This is a genomic window from Candidatus Bathyarchaeota archaeon (assembly GCA_026014725.1).
GTDB lineage: Archaea > Thermoproteota > Bathyarchaeia > Bathyarchaeales > Bathycorpusculaceae > Bathycorpusculum.
In genome coordinates, this window is sequence record JAOZHV010000026.1 from 175,310 (window position 1) to 193,489 (window position 18,180).

26 protein-coding genes are annotated in these 18,180 nt (G+C 41.9%); 10 read left to right on the forward strand and 16 right to left on the reverse strand.

Annotation, left to right across the window (positions count from 1 at the left end; genetic code table 11):
• Positions 1 to 225: 225 nt before the first annotated feature.
• Complete coding sequence (locus NWE95_04955) at positions 226 to 705, forward strand: hypothetical protein (protein MCW4003246.1); 480 nt, start codon at positions 226 to 228, stop codon at positions 703 to 705.
• 1 nt (position 706) lies between these two features.
• On the opposite strand, the gene NWE95_04960 is transcribed toward NWE95_04955, so the two are convergent.
• Together NWE95_04960 and NWE95_04965 are read right to left on the reverse strand one after the other, a co-directional pair.
• Positions 707 to 979, reverse strand: coding sequence for a DUF5615 family PIN-like protein (locus NWE95_04960; protein ID MCW4003247.1), 273 nt, complete (start codon positions 977 to 979; stop codon positions 707 to 709).
• A gap of 56 nt (positions 980 to 1,035) precedes the next feature.
• A complete protein-coding gene (locus tag NWE95_04965; GenBank protein MCW4003248.1) occupies positions 1,036 to 1,671 on the reverse strand; it encodes a DUF2284 domain-containing protein in 636 nt (211 codons plus the stop codon).
• A 515-nt stretch (positions 1,672 to 2,186) separates the two neighbouring features.
• Between NWE95_04965 and NWE95_04970 the strand changes: the two genes are divergently transcribed.
• Positions 2,187 to 2,330 (forward strand): hypothetical protein, encoded by a 144-nt coding sequence (locus NWE95_04970; protein MCW4003249.1) that lies wholly within the window; start codon positions 2,187 to 2,189, stop codon positions 2,328 to 2,330.
• A 608-nt stretch (positions 2,331 to 2,938) separates the two neighbouring features.
• Here NWE95_04970 and NWE95_04975 read toward each other — a convergent pair.
• From NWE95_04975 to NWE95_04990, 4 genes are all read right to left on the reverse strand, one after another.
• Positions 2,939 to 4,231, reverse strand: a complete 1,293-nt coding sequence (locus NWE95_04975) for an ABC transporter permease subunit (GenBank protein MCW4003250.1) — start codon at positions 4,229 to 4,231, stop codon at positions 2,939 to 2,941.
• Positions 4,224 to 4,955 (reverse strand): ABC transporter ATP-binding protein, encoded by a 732-nt coding sequence (locus tag NWE95_04980; GenBank protein MCW4003251.1) that lies wholly within the window; start codon positions 4,953 to 4,955, stop codon positions 4,224 to 4,226. Before NWE95_04980 ends, NWE95_04975 begins: the two co-directional genes overlap by 8 nt.
• Before the next feature lie 40 nt (positions 4,956 to 4,995).
• Positions 4,996 to 5,250 carry a hypothetical protein gene (locus NWE95_04985; GenBank protein ID MCW4003252.1) on the reverse strand — a complete coding sequence of 85 codons (255 nt, stop codon included), beginning with the start codon at positions 5,248 to 5,250 and terminating at the stop codon, positions 4,996 to 4,998.
• A 93-nt stretch (positions 5,251 to 5,343) separates the two neighbouring features.
• Positions 5,344 to 6,573 (reverse strand): isopropylmalate synthase, encoded by a 1,230-nt coding sequence (locus NWE95_04990; GenBank protein ID MCW4003253.1) that lies wholly within the window; start codon positions 6,571 to 6,573, stop codon positions 5,344 to 5,346.
• Positions 6,574 to 6,927: 354 nt separating this feature from the next.
• Here NWE95_04990 and NWE95_04995 point away from each other — a divergent pair, with 354 nt between their 5' ends.
• Both NWE95_04995 and NWE95_05000 read left to right on the forward strand, forming a co-directional pair.
• Positions 6,928 to 7,254, forward strand: coding sequence for a hypothetical protein (locus tag NWE95_04995; GenBank protein MCW4003254.1), 327 nt, complete (start codon positions 6,928 to 6,930; stop codon positions 7,252 to 7,254).
• A complete protein-coding gene (locus NWE95_05000; protein ID MCW4003255.1) occupies positions 7,221 to 8,693 on the forward strand; it encodes a hypothetical protein in 1,473 nt (490 codons plus the stop codon). Before NWE95_04995 ends, NWE95_05000 begins: the two co-directional genes overlap by 34 nt.
• Before the next feature lie 39 nt (positions 8,694 to 8,732).
• On the opposite strand, the gene NWE95_05005 is transcribed toward NWE95_05000, so the two are convergent.
• The 5 genes from NWE95_05005 to NWE95_05025 form a co-directional block, all read right to left on the reverse strand.
• Positions 8,733 to 9,083: a DUF86 domain-containing protein gene (locus NWE95_05005; GenBank protein MCW4003256.1), complete on the reverse strand. Its 351-nt coding sequence runs from the start codon at positions 9,081 to 9,083 to the stop codon at positions 8,733 to 8,735.
• Positions 9,080 to 9,373 carry a nucleotidyltransferase family protein gene (locus NWE95_05010; protein ID MCW4003257.1) on the reverse strand — a complete coding sequence of 98 codons (294 nt, stop codon included), beginning with the start codon at positions 9,371 to 9,373 and terminating at the stop codon, positions 9,080 to 9,082. The genes NWE95_05005 and NWE95_05010 overlap by 4 nt, the downstream gene beginning before the upstream one ends.
• 138 nt (positions 9,374 to 9,511) lie before the next feature.
• Complete coding sequence (locus tag NWE95_05015; protein MCW4003258.1) at positions 9,512 to 10,066, reverse strand: hypothetical protein; 555 nt, start codon at positions 10,064 to 10,066, stop codon at positions 9,512 to 9,514.
• A gap of 257 nt (positions 10,067 to 10,323) precedes the next feature.
• Positions 10,324 to 10,920: a hypothetical protein gene (locus tag NWE95_05020; protein ID MCW4003259.1), complete on the reverse strand. Its 597-nt coding sequence runs from the start codon at positions 10,918 to 10,920 to the stop codon at positions 10,324 to 10,326.
• 118 nt (positions 10,921 to 11,038) lie between these two features.
• Positions 11,039 to 11,266 (reverse strand): hypothetical protein, encoded by a 228-nt coding sequence (locus tag NWE95_05025; GenBank protein ID MCW4003260.1) that lies wholly within the window; start codon positions 11,264 to 11,266, stop codon positions 11,039 to 11,041.
• 141 nt (positions 11,267 to 11,407) lie between these two features.
• On the opposite strand from NWE95_05025, the gene NWE95_05030 reads away from it, so the two are divergent.
• Positions 11,408 to 11,830, forward strand: coding sequence for a hypothetical protein (locus NWE95_05030; GenBank protein MCW4003261.1), 423 nt, complete (start codon positions 11,408 to 11,410; stop codon positions 11,828 to 11,830).
• A gap of 6 nt (positions 11,831 to 11,836) precedes the next feature.
• Here NWE95_05030 and NWE95_05035 read toward each other — a convergent pair whose 3' ends face one another.
• The 5 genes from NWE95_05035 to NWE95_05055 all read right to left on the reverse strand — a co-directional run bounded on the left by NWE95_05035 (position 11,837) and on the right by NWE95_05055 (position 14,395).
• On the reverse strand, positions 11,837 to 12,187 hold the full coding sequence (locus tag NWE95_05035; GenBank protein ID MCW4003262.1) for a hypothetical protein: 351 nt from the start codon (positions 12,185 to 12,187) through the stop codon (positions 11,837 to 11,839).
• Positions 12,188 to 12,270: 83 nt separating this feature from the next.
• Complete coding sequence (locus NWE95_05040; GenBank protein MCW4003263.1) at positions 12,271 to 12,585, reverse strand: Rpp14/Pop5 family protein; 315 nt, start codon at positions 12,583 to 12,585, stop codon at positions 12,271 to 12,273.
• Complete coding sequence (locus NWE95_05045) at positions 12,582 to 13,313, reverse strand: hypothetical protein (protein MCW4003264.1); 732 nt, start codon at positions 13,311 to 13,313, stop codon at positions 12,582 to 12,584. The genes NWE95_05040 and NWE95_05045 overlap by 4 nt, the downstream gene beginning before the upstream one ends.
• Positions 13,310 to 13,756: a hypothetical protein gene (locus NWE95_05050; GenBank protein ID MCW4003265.1), complete on the reverse strand. Its 447-nt coding sequence runs from the start codon at positions 13,754 to 13,756 to the stop codon at positions 13,310 to 13,312. Before NWE95_05050 ends, NWE95_05045 begins: the two co-directional genes overlap by 4 nt.
• Before the next feature lie 51 nt (positions 13,757 to 13,807).
• The gene (locus NWE95_05055) at positions 13,808 to 14,395 is read right to left on the reverse strand and encodes a 50S ribosomal protein L15e (GenBank protein MCW4003266.1); all 588 of its coding nucleotides are present in this window, start codon (positions 14,393 to 14,395) and stop codon (positions 13,808 to 13,810) included.
• A 499-nt stretch (positions 14,396 to 14,894) separates the two neighbouring features.
• On the opposite strand from NWE95_05055, the gene NWE95_05060 reads away from it, so the two are divergent.
• From NWE95_05060 to NWE95_05080, 5 genes are all read left to right on the forward strand, one after another.
• Positions 14,895 to 15,410, forward strand: a complete 516-nt coding sequence (locus NWE95_05060; protein ID MCW4003267.1) for a PadR family transcriptional regulator — start codon at positions 14,895 to 14,897, stop codon at positions 15,408 to 15,410.
• A complete protein-coding gene (locus tag NWE95_05065) occupies positions 15,403 to 16,407 on the forward strand; it encodes an ATP-binding cassette domain-containing protein (GenBank protein ID MCW4003268.1) in 1,005 nt (334 codons plus the stop codon). The genes NWE95_05060 and NWE95_05065 overlap by 8 nt, the downstream gene beginning before the upstream one ends.
• Entirely contained in the window at positions 16,404 to 17,315 is a 912-nt protein-coding gene (locus tag NWE95_05070; GenBank protein MCW4003269.1) for an ABC transporter permease, read from the forward strand. Before NWE95_05065 ends, NWE95_05070 begins: the two co-directional genes overlap by 4 nt.
• Before the next feature lie 115 nt (positions 17,316 to 17,430).
• Positions 17,431 to 17,688, forward strand: coding sequence for a winged helix-turn-helix domain-containing protein (locus NWE95_05075; protein ID MCW4003270.1), 258 nt, complete (start codon positions 17,431 to 17,433; stop codon positions 17,686 to 17,688).
• Positions 17,689 to 17,748: 60 nt separating this feature from the next.
• Entirely contained in the window at positions 17,749 to 18,099 is a 351-nt protein-coding gene (locus NWE95_05080; protein MCW4003271.1) for a hypothetical protein, read from the forward strand.
• Positions 18,100 to 18,180: the final 81 nt, after the last annotated feature.

Sequence of the window (18,180 nt, forward strand, 5' to 3'; positions counted from 1 at the left end):
ATAAGTCAAATATTAAGTGTTAACTAGTAAATGTAGCCTGACAATTTATATTTTTCCGTTAAAAAACAATCTGGACTATTACAAGAAGAAACATTGCGTTTGCGTCTACGTTAAGCTTTTTTAGATTGTAACCAAACAGCTATACTAAATGGGGGATAATGAACGCATAAGCTCAACCGATTGTTCATAACTGCACTCTTTGGCTCAATAATATTTGTAACCAACATGTTTCTACCTCCCCCCATAAACTACCTTCTCATCGTCGTTCAGGCTGTCCTCTTAGCTTTAAGCTCATTGTTTATCCGAAAAGTAGGCGCAATGTATGCAGGAGCGGTTGGAGGATTATTGACCGCTCTCAGCAGCCCTGCTTTGGGTCCTTTCACTTTCTTCTTTGCTTTTCTCTTTGGTGTCTTTGTGGACATATCCCTGTTTGTCTTTAAAGTCAACGGTTCTCGTTTGGGAGTAAATCGTAACAAGTTGATACTCGCAATGGCTGTTGCAACGTTACTAATAGCTGTGTCGAGTTACTCCGCATTTGCTGCTTTTCCACAGTTTACGCAAGGCATCTCCTACGTCAGCTTGTTTATTCAAAGAAGCCCCATGCTAGACGCGCTCGTCTTATTCATGGGTCCAGTGACGGGCGCAGTAGCGGGTTATGCAGCCTCTTACTTGTGGAATAAGTATCTGCGTCACATGAGCGTTTGAGTTATTCTTTGAAGGATTCCTTTATTTTTTGGTCCACTATCTTGGCAATCATTAAGTTAGAAATGAAAACGCATTTAACTCCAAGCAATTCTGCAAGTTCAGCGGGCTTCTGGTCTTGGGTTACCAAGAGCAAGTTGTGCTTGCCAGCATACTCTACTATGTCGCGGTCTTTTGCGCTCTTGAGTCCAGCTTCTTGAGCAGTCAAAACTTGGTAACCTAAAGTCTCGAAGTATTCTTTTAAGCCAGCGTACATCTCATCGAGTAAAAGTTTCATAGGCTTCGCTTCCTCAATTAAACGTTAGAATATTTAGATGTTGCCTAAACACGCCTTTAATCTATGAGCAGTAATGCAAATGATTCAGGGTTCTTAGCGAATGGAAAACTAAATGCAATGCCCGCGTTAGCTGCGGTTTTTCTTACGTTAACGCCAACGGCGTCTTCTGACCAGCGCGCAAGATTAGGGTGAACGCAAATTTTTGTTTCAGTATTGCATTTCTCGCAGAGTTGGCAATGTCCTGAAACGAAAGATATTGCCAACGTGTAGCCCTTGTTCATGGCGGCTTTTTCCAAATCAACCACTGTTTGGAGCATTTTGCGTTTGTCATCCTTCCAGTCCTGCCAGAACTTGGCGGCTTTCTCTTTGATTTCTTTCGGCACGGAGGGGTCGGTTTCAGCCACCATAAGCTTCGTATACACTTCAGGGTCAGCCTGAGCGTTTGAGGTGAACTTCATGAACATGGCATAGCTGTATTCGCTGACGATTTTTCGGAACTCTCCGGCACTGGGCGTGTAGGGCGGACAGGCAAGGGTTTTCCCATAGTGATTACAACCGATTTTACACTTGAGAACAACGCGGTCCTCAACGACCACTTTGTTGGCTGGAATGATTTTGGCGTCTGCTGCCCCTTTTTCGAAGGCTAGCTTGACTAGAAACTGGAATTTTTCAGCGTCACTTTGATTAGTCATCCTTTCACGAACCTTCCATGCTTTATGCTGGCTTTTGATATAAACTTTCTACATAGCAAATCAGAATCAGATGGTTCATTATTTGGCAAAAAACGGATAGACGCTGTTGGAGCAAAATCGTCCCAAAAATGTTGAAAACTTTTTTTGCATGCTTGATTTCTCTGTAAAAGCTAATATATTTATTATTACAACGACCAATTCAAAGGCAAAATATACAACCCTTTGCTTTTGGTACCATCTCAACTCTCTTTAAGCGTTAACTTAGTCTTGCAAGTGTTAGATATTTATCTTAACCTAAGAACTAAAAAACTGATGCAAGTCGTCAAAATAGTTAGAATATTTCAGATAAAAAAACTGATTGTACGGTCGGAAGCGTAAAGTAACGCCATACCAGCATTAATATAACAAAAGAAAGTGTTATTGAAAGAATCAGGAAAAGAATAAAATTCTTAGCTAAGCGATATTCCTTATTACCATATAGTTTCTTAATGTCATGAGCAGCAAAGATCAAAACAATGAAAAGCAAAGCAAAGGATAATAATGGACCAAAAGGACTAGCTGGAGGATATGATATCCAAGTCAGTGGAATAAATGAAAATATACAACACACTGCAATCATAATTATGATTGCTTCTTTTATCATAAATTCATTGTATTAGATTCTATTAGTAAATAAATTTTTCAGTTATCGGCTATGAATTTATCAAATCAGAGCGAGAACACAAATACGATTGTCTTAAACAGAGGACTTTATCTATATTCAGAGTTAGTCTGAGCAGATAACGGGTTGATTTTCTTTTTAACAAAGTTACACATTGCTTGTAGTTCGGAAGGTATGTTATTTTCCCTAATCATCTTAACTGTGTGTCCCATTGCTTTAGCGGTTTCTGCTATTGCGGTTTGGTATTTTTAGTAACCTTCTAAATCAGATGAGAGAGCGGAAATATTATGTTCCATAGCCAATACTTAGAGGCTTAAACAAGGACTGTTCATATCTTTCATTATTCGATCCCTGAAGAAGGGCGTTTATTTCTTGAGAATCCTTAGAATGTTACCTTTTTCAAGGTAGTTGTAAAATTGGCAAGGTCACGTCAGCCAACTTCTTTATGGTCGTAGTAAACTGACATCATCCAGTATCCAACGTGAACCCCAACGTGATTTTTATAAGGGGATGGGGGGGTAGCTGCAGAGCAACAAGCTTCTTACAACATAGCGCCCAATTTATATTTGTAATATAAATAAGGGGGTATAGAAAAAGTTGCGGTGCTTATTCGGTTGATTCTTTTTTTGCTTTACCTTTGCCTAACTTGAGTTTTGCAGTCAAAATCTTTTCTGTAGCAAACAACCGTGAGGCAATGTACATTATGCCGATGGTGAAGGCTGCAACGTAAACAATTCCGAGCACAACAATCAAGTAATCGCCAGTTACAACAGCTTGTGACGCAATAATCGGGTGACTATAAGGAATAGCATAAAACACTGCCTGCAACGCTAAGGGCAAAGATTTCACATCCAAGTAAATTAGAGCCATCGCTGGCAAGAAAATCAGCGGATAAATGTAGCCAACTAACGCTTGAGCGCCTCTTACGTTCTCGCTAAATGCAGACATCACAACCGCCAGTGCTAGAGCTGAAAGCAACGTAACGAACAAGCTCACACCCAAAAGAACATAACCCCCGACAGAAGGCACCAACCCCAAAGCAACCAAGTCAACTCCAGAACCCAAACTACCCACAACACCAAACGATATGGATCCTAGCATGTAAGTGTAACCAACCAAAACCGTAACTGAAGCAATCCCCGCGACAATGATAGTGCTGGAAACCTTGCCCATTAAAATCGCAAACCTGTCAACAGGCACCGTTAACAGCGTTTCTAGAGTTTTCTCTTCTTTCTCCATTGCAACGCTGGTAGCAGCAATCTGCATAGCATAAGTCAGCATAATCATAATTGTAATCGGCAAAGCAATCGACTGCGACAACATCAAACCAGACAAGACGCTGGCATCAACGCCTTCCTGAATTTGCCCTTTAATTATAGTAGACTGCAAAGTCACCACCAAGTCAGGAGCAACAGCCCGATTAAACCCTCCAACAAGCACACTGACAGCTGAGCCACCAATACTGCTAAAGAGTCCGCCGCCACCCGTAAACACATTATAAACACCTACTGTTCCCGTAACGTTCAATTCACCAGCGTCATGCCTAGTTAAATTCTCGCTAAATCCAGATGGAACCACCAAAAACATGGTGCTATTGTAATGGCCCAGCAAGTCTTGGTTCACCACTTCCTGCGGTGAAGTATTGTTGATTATCACCACGTTCATGCTGTTATTCATGTACGTGACAAAAGCATCGCTCCACACGCCCTCATCATTGTCAACCACCAACAAGGTGGCTTTCAACGCCTGCTCCTGAGCCGATTCAACCGCATAACCCAAAACCAGCCCCATGGCAGGAAAAATAACCAAGGGTAAAACAATCATACCGACCAAAATTTTTGGGTCGCGAATCAGCTCTTTTAACTCTTTAACCAGTATGGTTGTGAAGCCCTTAAGCATAACCGACCACCTTGGCAAAAACCTCTTCTAGGTTCTCGCTGCTAAAACGCTCTTTGAGTTCTTTTGGCTCTCCTTCCATGACAAGTTTACCCTTGTTTATGAGAGCCACACGATTACACAAATACTCAACTTCCAACATGTTGTGGCTGCTAAGCAAAACAGTCACGCCGTGCTCTTTGACGTAGCGCTTAACTATCTCGCGGATATGGTATGCGTGCATAACATCCAAGCCGCTTGCAGGTTCATCAAGCACCGCCAACTTTGGCTGAGTCATCAACGCACGCGCAACCAACAAACGACGCTTCATGCCCTTACTGTAAGTCTTAGCCTTATCCTTCAAGCGGTCGCCAAGCCCGCAAATCTGCACTGCCTCAGCAATAACAGCCTTAACATCTACATCAGGTTTAGTCTGCAGCTTCGCCATAAACTCAAGATACTCCATACCTGTCAGGTTCGGGTAAGCCCCTGACTCTTCAGGCAAGTAACTGATAATCTGCCTTACCTTTTCAGCTTGCTTAACAGCGTCTTGATTGAAAATTTTTAACGTGCCAGATGTCGGCTTGATTAGTGTACAAACGATGCGCAGTGTGGTAGTTTTTCCTGCACCGTTGGGTCCAATTAAACCGTAAATTTCTCCCGGCTTAATCTTGAAGCTAACGCCGTCGAGTGCTCTTATTTGTCCGAACTGTTTTGTTAAGGATGTGGCTTCTACTGCTAAACTCAAACCGTACACTTCTCCATTCTATATGATATTGATTTTCCTGTTAGCCTTCACCTAGCTTCTCTAGGTAGTCAACAAACTTTTCCAAGTCAGCTTTTTCCATGTGCAAAATCGCGGAGCGCTCAGCCTTAACATACTTGCGAAAAGACTCCAAGCATTGACTAGCGGATACATTATTTTTGAAAGTCCTAATTTGGTCACGCTCAATCTTAATGCGATAGAGTGTAGCTAAAAACGTGGCAAAAACAACCAAAGTATTGCTTACTATAACAATTAATGAAATATCAACTTCAACCATGAACGCTCACTTGCCACTATAATTTAGCGATTAGGTTATTTTCCCTTTCGCTCAACAAGAAGCAAAAAAGTTGGATTAACCAAAAAAGTGTGGCTAATGGCAATTGTTGGTTGGCATTGGCAGTATCTTTAGCGTGCGCAGAATTCTCTTGAACTCTTCCTCTTTTAGTGAGGCTCTTCTGCCGTTCGCGTAAATATCCTTGACCCTCTCCACAACCATGGCTACTGTTTGGTCGTCTGGAACCGTGCCTGCTAACTCCGTTATCTTGTGCTTGATTATGCCTTTTCCCGACTGCTTCCCAATCGTCAAACGCCTCTCGTTACCGACAAGTTCAGGTGGATAAGGTTCATACGTCCATGGGTCATTGAGAACGCCGTGGGTGTGGATGCCTGATTCGTGCGCAAAGCCGTAGTCGCCAACAATTGCCTTGTTAGGTGGCACAACGTAGCCTGTGGCTTTGCCGATGTAATCCGCTGTAGCTTTCATCTTGCTGGTTTTGCCCTCGAACTTGCTGACGCCATAATGCAGATACAGGTTGAGCATTACTTTTTCGGTTTCTGCGTTTCCTGCGCGCTCGCCGATGCCGAGATATGTTGTGCTGGCGTAGACTTTGTCCCAGACGCCTGAAGCCACTTTGATTGCTGCCATGGTGTTCTCGACAGCGTTGCCGAAATCGTCGTGCGCATGAATCTCTATGGCTTTTATTTTTGTTTCTTTCTTTATGGCAACTACTTTTGCTGGGATACCGTTAGGCAAAGGCGCAGCAGGGTCAGACAAGCCGATGCCCACTGTGTCGCATATGCGGTAGCATTCAGCGCCAGCGTCAGCAATAGCGTTTATGAATTTTTTCTCGAAGTTCCAGTCTGCTCTGGTGCTGTCTTCGCCGTGAACGAAGGTTCTCAAGCCGCAAGTTTTAGCCGCATACTCAGTGACATCAACAACGTTGGCTAAGATTTCGTCAACGGTTTTGTCTGGCCACTTTGCCTTGAAATGGATGAATGAGACAGGATGAGAGATGCCAACTTCCTTAAACCCACATGCGACGGCGCTGTCTATATCTTCTTTTACGGCTCTGCACCAACCAGCAACCCGCAAATTGAGGTTTAAGTCTTGGATTAGTTTGGCTGCTTTTTTATCTGGCTCTTGATAGTGAAAGAGCTCTATGCGTTCAACACCGATTTCGGCCAGCAACTGAGCGATTCTGGCTGAGTCATGCGGTGCTGCCGCTAAGCCGGGCATTTGGATGCCGTCCCGTAGGGTTGTGTCGTCTATTATGGGTTCGGTTTTTAACTTTAGTTTATAGTAGTAGTCTTTTATGTCCATTTTTTCTATTCAAACCTTTACTTTTGTGTCTGTCTCAGCGTTTTTGTGTAATGCTACATTACGTTTGAACTGTAATTGATAAATGTTTCTCTACCCTTTTTGTAAATTTGTCAAATGGGCATACATGACATTAAAACAAGTTGTCTTGTCAAAAAGCAAAGAAAAAGCTTACATTCAAAACGCGGTCATGTGCAACCAAGACTTAAGGATGGCGTTTTCAGGGCTATTTTAACCTCTCTTTATTTTAACCCTTTTTAGAATGAGTGTTTTGTTGCGTCGAATTTTATAAATTCGGCGATTCGCACTATTGCAATCCCCAACATAACATTACCTAATAGTTTGCGGTGGCAAGAATTGGAAGCACAAAATTCGAAAGAAAAACAGCAAACAGATGGTCCAAACCATGAAGCGCTGATTTTAAGCGAGTGGACTACCATTAAGGAGTTAGAAAAGATGCTCAAAAGCCTTGAGCTTACGGTGAAAGAGAAAACCAGTGTGGCAAACGTTCTTGCCTTCCACATAAACACACTAAACAAGTTGTTAGCGCAGAAGGGTGAGTCGGAGCAGTTTGATGAACAGAATTTAGGCGACTATCTAAGGGATGTGGAGCCAAGAATTGCAAGGCATTTTAGGCGTGATTTTAGGGCATGGAAGAGGACGCTTTCGTTCAAAAGGCGCTAAGTGACCTAAAATTCAGTGCCCAGATTTACAGTGACCTTAGGCAGAGACCGAGGGCTTACAAACAGCTAATCGCTCATCCTGAAATCGCACACAAACTAGTCAGTGACCCTGTTTTCTTTAGTGTTCTCATGTGTGGTGATGGCTGGCTGGTTGATGCGCCTGACCATCAAAAACTGCTAAGAGACCTCAGCCCCAGACAAGTGGCTGTTTGCGGTAGAGGTTGGGGTAAGAGCCTTGTCTTTAGCCGTAAGAACCTTTGGCTTCTTTTCACCAAACCCAACGTTGAAAGCCTCATAATAAGCAGTACACAACGCCAAAGCATGATAATGTTCGATTACTGCTATTCCACAATAACTGCGAATCCGCTTTTGCGAGAAATGCTTCAGCATCCAGGCTCAACAAGAACAGTCATCAAGCTTAAACCGCCATTAAACGGTAAACTAATTGCTTTGCCTTGTTCGCCAAATAAGCTCAGGGGCTATCATCCTGACTGGATTTTTGTAGATGAAGCAAGCATAGTTCCGACTGAAATGATTACAAGCGAAATAATGCTTATGCTAACTAAACCAAATGTGGCTTTGATAATGAGCGGAACCCCGATGGCTTTTGACCATGTTTTCCGAAAAGCATTCTTAGACATTAAACGGTACTCTGTACATCATTATTCAAGCGACTCCAGCCCACTGGTAAGTAAGTCACAGCTCCTAGAATGGCGTGAGATGATGACAAAAGAGGAGTGGCAAAGAGAAGTAGAGGCGCAGTGGATTGAAATATCGCAAACATTCTTTCCTATGGACTTAATCGCTAGCTGCATAGACGCGGAATTGGATAATCCGAACTCGCCAAACCAGTACATCGAAGACATTGAGCACATAAAGCCCACACAAAAGATTCGAGGAAGGTACTTTGCAGGCATTGACCTAGGCAAGCAAGTAGACCACAGCGTGTTGTCAGTTGTTGAGTTAACTGATAAAAAAATAGTCAGGCATGTCCATAAATACCAATTTCCGTTGGGCACACCCTACCCGCAAGTCATTGCCTACGTTGCGAGAGCGCACCAAATTTTTGATTTTGAAGGAATGTATGTTGACAAAACAGGCATAGGCGACGCCGTAGTAGACGAGTTGGAAAGTCTTGACATACCAAACGTCAAAGGCATATTCTTTACGGATACTGAAAAAGAGAACATGCTCAACTACCTTAAGCTTCTCATGGAGAAAAAGCAACTGCAAATTCGAGGGGAAGACAAACAATTAATCGCTCAAATAAACGAGCAACAATACGAGTATCAAAAGCCAAACACGGCTCAAGAACACATACACATAAAGTTCCGCCACCCAAAAGGCAGACATGACGACCAGCTTTTTGCCTTAGCCTTAGCGTGTTATGCAAGTAAAGAAGCAGCGCCCAAACCGTTTCTTGTAGTAGTGCCAAGATAGAAATGGACAAAGCGAATATAGGGAGACTTGTTTTAGCGGTTATTGTTTTTCTTGTTCTTTTAGGATTTTTTGGATTGGTTGTTTTAGGGCTGGGATGTTGGTTTTGGCTGCTTTGTAGATTGTTTCAGTGTCAATCCCAAAGTAACCGTGGATTAGTTTGTCTCGCATGCCAGCCATTTCTCTCCAAGGCAACTCCTTATATTTTGCTCTCACTGCCTCTGGGATGTTCTTGGTTGCTTCCCCAATTACTTCGATGCTGCGCACCACAGCATTGAGGGTTTTCCTGTCATTAATGAATTCATCATAAGTTAAGTCGTCAATGAAGGTTTCAACCTCATCTATTGCATCCAGAATGTCTTTTAGGTAATCGGTTGCGTCACGTTTTTTCATACGATGACGACTTCCTCAAGAATCCGCTTTCCTATGTGGGGTTTGAGGGCTTTTTTAGATACCAAATCCACTTTTATGCCTAAAGTGTCGGAGAGGAAGAATTCTAAATCCATGAACTCAAACAAACCTACAGGCTCCTCAAACTCCACCAACACATCAACATCGCTCTTGGTGGTTTGTTCCCCGTGAACGTAGGAGCCGAAGACGCCGATAGTTTTCACTTTAAATTGCTCCCTGAGTTGGGGTTTTAGAGCTTCTATGGTGGAGGTTATTTCTTTTAGGGTCTTCATAGGCAACAGACACTACGACTATTATGAGTTCTACCTTTTCTATTTTGCTGATTTCCGTTTTGTTAACTATTCGGGTCTTTTGAGCTTTGCTGAAAGGTCTGTTAACCAGAGGGGCTTCTTAATGTTTATGCTGCATCTTTATAATTCTTCAATCACAACTTCAAATTCCCAATTTTCTCGCAGTACGACTCTTAGGCAAAAAATTTGAAAGCCCATCTTCTTCTCTTTTGAAAAATCTCTCTTTTTGAATAATCTATAATCATCAGATGGCTCGGTTCCAGACTGAGTTTTTATTTCCACAAGGCATGGACCTACCTTGTATTTCAGAGCCAGAAAATCCCATCGGAAGGTGAGTTGTATTTGTTCTTCTGTGAGGATTTTTCTGTAGTAACGTTCATCGCTATTGGGAAGCCAACATAGACCCTGCCTAAGTTGATTTGGCGAAATAAAACTAGAGATGTTTACTAGCTTATCTTCACTTTTATGTTGCAACAATAAGGGTTTAACAATGCGCCAAAATCGGGCTTTATGAAGAGCCCAGAACCCGATAACTTCGCCTACGTCTCCAATCGTCCAAGAGCGGAGTGCATTTGACATATTTCTTCCACCTCTTCTCTTTAGTTGGGGTAACTGCTTCAGATTTCCTTCAATCCTCTTATTATTGAAACGCTTGTCAAGTCCTTTCTTAGTCATAAGGGTTCACCCTTTCCCCTAATGCTTTGGTTCAATCAATGCTTTATATTATTGGAAACATCTTTCGCAAAAATTTAACTCGGCACGATTTCTAAGCTGTTCAATTGTGTTCATGATTATCGCTTCAGGTGATTTTGCAAATTAGATGTTGATCTCTTCAGGTCTCAAACTTGTTCTCTTGTTCTAACAATCTTTTCATCAACCAAATTAGCGTTTAAATTTTTGCCTCTTAACTGCATATACGATAGGCATTCTCTTCAACGGGGAGATGTTAATCTCTTTTCAAAACGTTTCCATTCTTTGACTAATGGTTTAATTTCTTCATTAAACGCTTGAATATATTTTGTTCTAAATTCCTTGTAAAGTTGTTCTGTCAATTCCCGAACTTTGGCTTCATCGTGTAAACCTGATTTGTGTAGCAGTTCATGAATTACTGTTCGAATAGAACCATTGACAACATATCCCCTTAAGCCCACATTCAAATAAGGCTCAGAAAACTTATCGAGAAAAAGACAATCAGGAAAAATATCAATCAAGGGTTTCTTCTTCCATGCACGCCCATGTAATTGATGGTCAAGGATTCTTCCTTTCACGGTAATTCCAACTATCTTGCTCTTAAACGAAGGCAAGCGCATAATTCTAATCTCAACTTCATTGATGCCCAGATTTTTAATAAGTTCTTGCAAGAAGACACTAACTGAGTCAATGCTTAATGCTCTATACACTAATTCGGTAAATTTTGAATAGTATTCAATTTGTTCTTGGTGATATTCATTCAGCGCAAAATCAGGAATGGCAGCAAGGCGAATTGTGATTTTATCATTACCTATTTTGGCTTTTCCAATCTCATTCATGTTTTGATAATTAAGCCAATTAGCTTTAAGTTTTTGCGCTCTCGTTTTTCGGGTACATAACATCTGGTGCTAAAAATTCTTGGCTCATTGGTTCTTCCCTAATTTAGGGAACAGTGTGTTATCGATTTTGGTTCTTTTTGCAGATTGCAAGCTCGTTTTTCAACAAACTTATTGCATACTTCTCGCCATAGCCATGGTCATCGATGCTTATTGGGTTTCCATGATAATTTGTTTCGATATAGTTATTCCATTCCTTACTGTTTGGCATAAGTTCGCCACGGCGATAAGCATATTTTATTTTTTCTCCATCGAAAACTATTGTTCCGCTTGAGATTATTTTTCCCATTTTTACACCAATAGAGCGGTATGTTGTTTGCAAATTTAAATTTTGTTGACGTGTTTAGGCTAGCACTTTTGGGACAGCTTGATTTTTGCATTTTAGGTTTAGACCGCAAATTTTAAACTAAGTTAGCATATAGAAGGAGATATGTCAACCTCAGATGAAATTGCTCTAACTATTCTTCCAATTTTAGCATCGGCTCTGCTATCAGGTTTGCTTGGTGTCTTAATTTCAAATTGGCATTACAAACGCAATGAGATAAGAAGGCTGAAACTAAAAGTTCTGCAACAGTTACTGGCTAATCGTTATGACTTCCACTGTGTAAGATTTGTGGATGCAATAAATCGAGTACCAGTGGTTTACTATGAATCCAAAGAAGTGCTGGCTGCATTTAAAGCATACCATGAACATATTCAAGGTGGTGGAGCCGCGAAAATAGGGCATGAGCGACTGCTTGATTTAATTAAGGCAATGTATAAGCATCTAAACATAGATACAGAACCATTGACAGATAACATATTATTGAGCCCCTTTGTTGCAGGAACTAACCAAGCGGAAAAATCCGTTTAGTCCAATTTATTCTTGTGTTGTTACGGATTTTTTTAGGGTGTGTTCTGTTTTGTTTTTTAGCGTGGTGTCTTGTATTTTTGGTAGAAGCCAGAGTAGGCGTCCTTGGATGTTTATTTCTTCGCCGTTTTCGGTGCGGTAGAAATGCTTGCCTTTCTCCAGCCAATCGACGAGGATGCGTGCTTCAGCCTCAGAATTTTCTGTTGCTTTTTGGGGAAAAACAAGTGCATTTGCCTCGATGCAACTGCTCATGAACCGCTCTAACGCGTCAGTCACGTTGTAGCCTGCTGTGTTAGCAAGTTTCTTGAAATTGCCGTAAAGTTCTGGCTTAAACTTGAAACTCCTAAGCACCTTACCCAAACAACCACCGTATATACAAACGTATATACAGGCGTATATACAAACCTACCCCCACCAAACCAACTCACACACAAACAAACACACTAACGCAACGCCACAAACAAACTCTTAAGCGTACCCGAAACACCCAACACACGCAACACCGCATCCTTACCAGCAACGCTAGTAATCGTAGCTAAAGAAGCACGTACACAAGGCAAAGCCACCAGTGAAGTGCGAATCACTAAAATCCTTTTTTCAACATCAAAACTAATCAAAGCCAAACCTGTCTGGCTTGCCCCAACTTCACCATACAACTTCGTAACAGCCCCCCAAATCGCATCCATAAGTTCCCGCTCACTAGGGATTGCTTCTCCCTCCACTCTAAGCGCTAAGTAACGCCGTTTTGCACGTTTCAAACTGTTTTGTCCTCCTTAACAATGGTTATGCCTGGAGCAACAAAACTCGAACTAAGCTTCTCTCGGTTGCGCGTCACAATCGCGTCTGAGTTTGTAGATATTGCGTCTAAGGCTTCGGTTTCGTTCAACCCAAAAAGGTAACCCAAGCTGGCTAAATCCATTGGCGTACGCATCAAATTTATTTCACTAACACCGCTTGACAGAACAATCGGTATTCGAAATTCACGTGCAACAGCTACTTCGCGACGCAAGCACGACAGCATCCGAATGCGCGGCGGGCCTTCCAGAACCAATAAGGGTTTAGCATCTATTTCTAGCGCGGTTAAGGCGTTGCTGGCTAGTTCTGCTTCGGCACGGTCAAAAAACCGTTTGCGATAGTCAAGGCTTGGAAAGTTTAGAAGGTCAACCCGTCTGTCTTTGGCGGCTTGACGTGCGATTTCTTTGTTATCGCAGACTATACACACAATTTCCGTTTTTCGTCGATATTTACGCAAGAAACGTGTCAGGTCTTCTTGATTTCTAGGCTTATAGTCAATGCGGGAAACGCAGTCCATACCCAACTGGGAACATATTTCTTTCAGGTTAGACGTTCGGTCTTGTTGTTGCACCGTTAACGGAATGCCAATTTTGCGGTAACCGAAGTCTTTAGCTTTATTGATTACTTGCTGGGTTGTCTGCTGGTTTGTGAGATTTACGTGTAGGTGCAGGTCGGTGAAGATTCTTTTCATGGAAGTAGCCCTGCTTTTTTTAGAGTGTCTGTTATTTCAGTCAGTGTCTTGTTTTTGAAGTGAATTTTTAGATGAATCGGATCTGTTTGCACAAGTTTTAGGTTGCCTTGTAGGGCTGATTGTTTATCGAATCTTAAGTATAAGTTGCTTTTTTCAATGTGTAGTCTGATGTTTTGGTTTAGTTGTTCTTTGTCTATTACACTTAGGTTTTGACCGATTTTTTCAAGTGTTTCTGGGAGCGTTTTTTTGTCTGTTAGTTTAGCAGTGTAAATAATAATGGGATTGTTATGATGTCCCGTTGTGCTTGTTTTTTGAAAAATGAGGTTTTCCGCCTGTTCTGCAGTTAGCAGATTTTTGATGGCGGTTTGGACTTTTTGCGGGTTTTCGGTTGCGTGTTGTGTTACTCGTATGTCTATGTACGCTATTTGGGGTTTAGAATTCATTGTTGTTCGATGTTGTTGTGTGTGTTTTTGGTTTTTAGGTTTGTGGTTGTTTTAGGGCGTGTTTCGTTTTCTTGGTCCTCTTCGGTGGCTCGGTCGTACTTTTTCTGCGCCTCTGCCTCTATGATGTAGCCCTCTTACGTTTTTACCGGCGCTTGTCATACTGCGGAACACGCGGTTTGTGTGTTGCTTTTCGGTTATCCAGTTGATGTCTTTGTCAGTTTTTATGGCAGGTGCGTTAGGGTCAACTAAGATTACTTCGAACCATTTGTGTTTGCCGTCTTCGCCTACCCAGTAACTGTTTAGAACCTGTAGGTTTGGGAATTTTTTTGCTGTGCGTTCTTCGGCTATAAGTTTGAGGTTTTTAGCTGGTTTGAATTTTGCAACACCCATTCTTTTTGGGCGTCTTCCTGCTTTCGGTCGGATTTTTCTTAATCCGCCTCTGCGGACTTTTGTACGTGCAACTATGAAGCCTTGTTTGGCTTTGTAGCCTAGTTTGCGTGCCTTGTCTAATCTCGTTGGATGCTCTATGCGTAGCGTAGTCGGTTGTTTTCTCCATTGCACAAGTCGTTGACGGTTAAGTTCTTCAACGAAACTTTTTCCCGGTTGGGACCATTCTTCAGCTATGTATTTGTATGCCATTCTTATTTTTCCTCCATTGTTGTTTTTTGCTTGTGGTTCAGCCTTTCGGCCACATCCCTGCGGACGAGTTTGTCCGCCTGCATTTTCAGATGAAAGATGTGTTGAATGAAATAAACCTTTCCAGTACAATAGTTCTGTTATTTGTTTATAACACCAATAAACTACAAACTGGCGCTATGGTTGTAAGAAGCTTGTTCCTCTACCGCTACCCCCATCCCCCTATAAAAAGCAGTCAAATTTTTATGTTTTTTAGTTAGTTATGTAAACGCTGTCATAAGCAAGTGACTGGCAGATTTTGATTCTGCTGATGAAAAGAGGTTTACTTTCCGTTTACTTTCTGTTATGGTTAAAACGGGCATTGTTGTGCGCCTTTTGTCGTTTTATTTTGCATCATGTTTAAATATCGCATTTGATATCGATATTGAAATCAATAGTGATATACATGTTCCCCCCTCCTCCCCCCCAACATTTCAGCAATAAATGGATGCGCCACACCGCAATGGTGCCTAAAGGTTTCTTGCGCTACCATGTTCTTAAAGCGCTCAGTGAAAAACCCATGTCTGGCTCAGAATTAATGGAAGATATCGAAGCGCACACTGGCGGGTGCTGGAAACCAAGCCCAGGTTCAATCTACCCACTTTTAGCTTGGTTACAAGACAACAACTACATCAAAGAATTTCCTTCAGAAAACGGCTTAAAACGTTATGAACTAACAGAAAAAGGCAAGGCACTTCTGGAAGAACAAGACAAAATTAGACAAAAATTCAGGGAACAAGGTTTTATGCCCAGCCAATTTTTAGATTCGTTCTTCATGAGGGTTCCGTCTGAGAAAGCAGCTGAAATTCACAGGTCGCTAAAACGTTTAGCAACAGCATTCTTCCAGTTTGGAAGCGTTCTTCAGGAGAACTATTCAACAGAAGCCATTGATGAATCATTAGAAATCATTAATGAAATGGCTGAAAAGTTTGAGAAAATGAATCGAAATATTAAACAAAAAGGCGGTAAAAATGAGTGAAAATGTAATAGAAGTTGAAGGACTAACAAAAATTTTCAACGGTAACTTAGTTGCAGTTGACCACATAAATTTTAGTGTTAAGCGCGGTGAAATCTTCGGCTTCTTAGGACCAAACGGAGCAGGCAAAACTACAACCATCAACATGCTCATAACAATCCTAAAACCCACAAAAGGCAAAGCATCAATACTGGGCAACGATATAGCCAAACAGAATAACGAAGTGAGAAACGCCATCGGTCTAGTGCCCCAAGAATACACAGCAGATGATGACCTAACAGGCTTGGAAAACATACTTCTGTGCGCTGACCTATACGGGATTCCGCGAAAAATCTCCAAGCAACGAGCCATTGACCTTTTAGAACTTGTTGAGTTAACTACATTCAAAGACAAAAAAGTCCAAACTTATTCAGGAGGCATGCGTCGGAGACTTGAACTTGCATGCGGTTTAATTAATAGGCCTAAAGTGCTCTTTTTGGATGAGCCAACTTTAGGCTTGGATGTCCAAACAAGGGCTGCCACATGGAATTATATCAAGACGCTAAAGAAAGAATTTGGTATGACTCTTTTCATGACTACGCACTACCTTGAAGAGGCAGATTCTCTTTGTGACCGCGTTGCCATTATTGACCACGGAAAAATTGTGGTGATTGGCACCCCTGAAGAGTTGAAGAACAATTTGGGCGGGGATATAATTACTTTGAGCATTAAAAAAGACGTTGACATTACCGCGCTTATTGAAAAAATTCCACATGTTAAAGAAGTAAAGAAGGACAACAGCAATTACATTATCAAGTCAGAAAGCGGGGAAGTAGCTGCCCCTTTGATTATTGAGGCTTTAAGAAAGGAGAACCATATGGTTACAAGACTTTCACTTACAAAGCCAACACTAAACGAAGTGTATCTTCAGTACACTGGAAAATCAATGCGTGATGCCGCAGACGAATCAGGAGATTCAGCTATGGCAAAGCACATGATGATGGGGAGGATGCGACATTGAGCGAAACAAACGGCAACTCAAAAAGCAAACTGCACGGTTTGTGGGCGCTGACAAACAGAGAACTCAAGAAATGGTACAAAGCACCAGTAGTATTTGTCTTAACATTGATTCAACCGATTATTTGGCTGGGGTTACTTGGAAACGCATTAAATTTAGGTAGCTTGGTTAGCTCAAGCTCAGTCGCTATTCCACCTGATGTTGCAGCGCAGTTTTCTCCCCAGCAACTCAGCTTACTGCAGCAGCTATTTAACAGCATGGGAGACCAGATACTGAAAGATACCTTTGGAACGACCAGTTACATCAGCTTCATGGCAGTGGGCATGATAGCATTCACTGCATTGTTCACGACAATGTTTAGCGGTATGTCAGTAGTCTGGGACAGGCGCCTAGGCTTCCTCAATAAGGCACTTAGCACACCAGTCTCCCGCGCAGTAATTATACTCTCCAAAGTTTTCTCAGCAACCTTGCGCTCAATGTTCCAAGCCTCTATAATACTGATAATAGCTATACCCTTAGGATTCCAAGTTGGTGCAGCCTTCACTCCATTAAACATACTGGGTGTATTTGGCTTCTTGTTCTTAATCTGTATGGGCTTATCATCACTCTTCATAGCCATCAACATCCGCTCAACTAGAATCGAAACACCAATGGCGGTCATGAACTTGCTTAACTTGCCGTTAACCTTCGCCAGTAGCGCATTTTTCCCAATCGACCGTATGCCCGGATGGCTTCAAGCAGTTGCAAACATTAATCCCATTTCATACACGATTAACGGTATGAGGCAATTGTTAATTTATGAGTCGATAGATTGGGGTCAGCTTGTGCTTCAATATGCGTATGTGGGGATATTCGCAGCGGTTCTAACAATTGTAGGCATAGTGCTGTCTTGGAGATATCTCAACAAGTAAAGCGCATTGCCGCTCTCTTTTTATTGCAAACGTTAACTAACTCTTTTAAACAGATGCATAATAACAATTTAGCAACCAATTAAACAAAAATGAGTAACGGCTTGACGGTGTAACAATGGCTTACAAGCGCAAAGGCTCGGTGCAAATACGCTTTGAGTTACTCGAGTTTCTCTTCTTTGTCGACAAGCCTCAACTGCGCACCCATGTTTGGCGCAAAGCCACCGACGTTTCCTACGACGACTTCCTAAAACACTTAACCTACCTACGGGAAAAAGGCTTTATAAACGAAACCCCCGATGGGCACATCTTACTAACGGCAGAAGGAAGAAAAGTCTACACGAGCCTTCGTGACTCCTTGCCGTCGTTACTTTAGTTTACACCAAAGGTGCATCAGCTATATAATAGTCGAAAAGAAAGAAAGGTTGAAATTCAAATGACGGAAAAAGAAACGGAAAAAACTTACCCGATTAGGACACTGCATAGGCTCCTCTTAGAGCTAAACAGGGATTGGAGGCTATTCAAAAGAGGAACGTTGATGAGTATTATTATTCTAAGCGTATTGTTGGTTGCTTCTATACCAATTTTTATACGCATTGTGCGGTTGGGTTTGGGTATCGGAGAGGTAATTTTTGCAATATTTTTTGCCTCCTTCCTCATATACAGCATACGGATTATGGTTATGCAGTACCGCTTTTTCAGGAGATGGGGGCACCGTATGAAACAGCTTAGCACTCTCGAAGAAAAACTGCTTAACGAAAACACAACCCGTTCATCCACAGAGTAAACTAAAGTATGTATTGCACCTTTGGTGTATAGGCGTCATGCGATATCCTTTATATGATGGCGGTGTTTTCCATGATAACCC

Coding starts and splice junctions, on each gene's coding strand:
- NWE95_04990 (MCW4003253.1), bottom strand. CDS start 6,573: ATGGACATAAAAGACTACTACTATAAACTAAAGTTAAAAACCGAACCC.
- NWE95_04955 (MCW4003246.1), top strand. CDS start 226: ATGTTTCTACCTCCCCCCATAAACTACCTTCTCATCGTCGTTCAGGCT.
- NWE95_05005 (MCW4003256.1), bottom strand. CDS start 9,083: ATGAAAAAACGTGACGCAACCGATTACCTAAAAGACATTCTGGATGCA.
- NWE95_05055 (MCW4003266.1), bottom strand. CDS start 14,395: ATGGCATACAAATACATAGCTGAAGAATGGTCCCAACCGGGAAAAAGT.
- NWE95_05025 (MCW4003260.1), bottom strand. CDS start 11,266: ATGGGAAAAATAATCTCAAGCGGAACAATAGTTTTCGATGGAGAAAAA.
- NWE95_05080 (MCW4003271.1), top strand. CDS start 17,749: ATGACGGAAAAAGAAACGGAAAAAACTTACCCGATTAGGACACTGCAT.
- NWE95_04960 (MCW4003247.1), bottom strand. CDS start 979: ATGAAACTTTTACTCGATGAGATGTACGCTGGCTTAAAAGAATACTTC.
- NWE95_05020 (MCW4003259.1), bottom strand. CDS start 10,920: ATGAATGAGATTGGAAAAGCCAAAATAGGTAATGATAAAATCACAATT.
- NWE95_05050 (MCW4003265.1), bottom strand. CDS start 13,756: ATGAATTCTAAACCCCAAATAGCGTACATAGACATACGAGTAACACAA.
- NWE95_05045 (MCW4003264.1), bottom strand. CDS start 13,313: ATGAAAAGAATCTTCACCGACCTGCACCTACACGTAAATCTCACAAAC.
- NWE95_05000 (MCW4003255.1), top strand. CDS start 7,221: ATGGAAGAGGACGCTTTCGTTCAAAAGGCGCTAAGTGACCTAAAATTC.
- NWE95_05010 (MCW4003257.1), bottom strand. CDS start 9,373: ATGAAGACCCTAAAAGAAATAACCTCCACCATAGAAGCTCTAAAACCC.
- NWE95_05065 (MCW4003268.1), top strand. CDS start 15,403: ATGAGTGAAAATGTAATAGAAGTTGAAGGACTAACAAAAATTTTCAAC.
- NWE95_05060 (MCW4003267.1), top strand. CDS start 14,895: ATGGTGCCTAAAGGTTTCTTGCGCTACCATGTTCTTAAAGCGCTCAGT.
- NWE95_05030 (MCW4003261.1), top strand. CDS start 11,408: ATGTCAACCTCAGATGAAATTGCTCTAACTATTCTTCCAATTTTAGCA.
- NWE95_04975 (MCW4003250.1), bottom strand. CDS start 4,231: ATGCTTAAGGGCTTCACAACCATACTGGTTAAAGAGTTAAAAGAGCTG.
- NWE95_04970 (MCW4003249.1), top strand. CDS start 2,187: ATGAAAAGCAAAGCAAAGGATAATAATGGACCAAAAGGACTAGCTGGA.
- NWE95_05075 (MCW4003270.1), top strand. CDS start 17,431: ATGGCTTACAAGCGCAAAGGCTCGGTGCAAATACGCTTTGAGTTACTC.
- NWE95_04965 (MCW4003248.1), bottom strand. CDS start 1,671: ATGACTAATCAAAGTGACGCTGAAAAATTCCAGTTTCTAGTCAAGCTA.
- NWE95_04985 (MCW4003252.1), bottom strand. CDS start 5,250: ATGGTTGAAGTTGATATTTCATTAATTGTTATAGTAAGCAATACTTTG.
- NWE95_05015 (MCW4003258.1), bottom strand. CDS start 10,066: ATGACTAAGAAAGGACTTGACAAGCGTTTCAATAATAAGAGGATTGAA.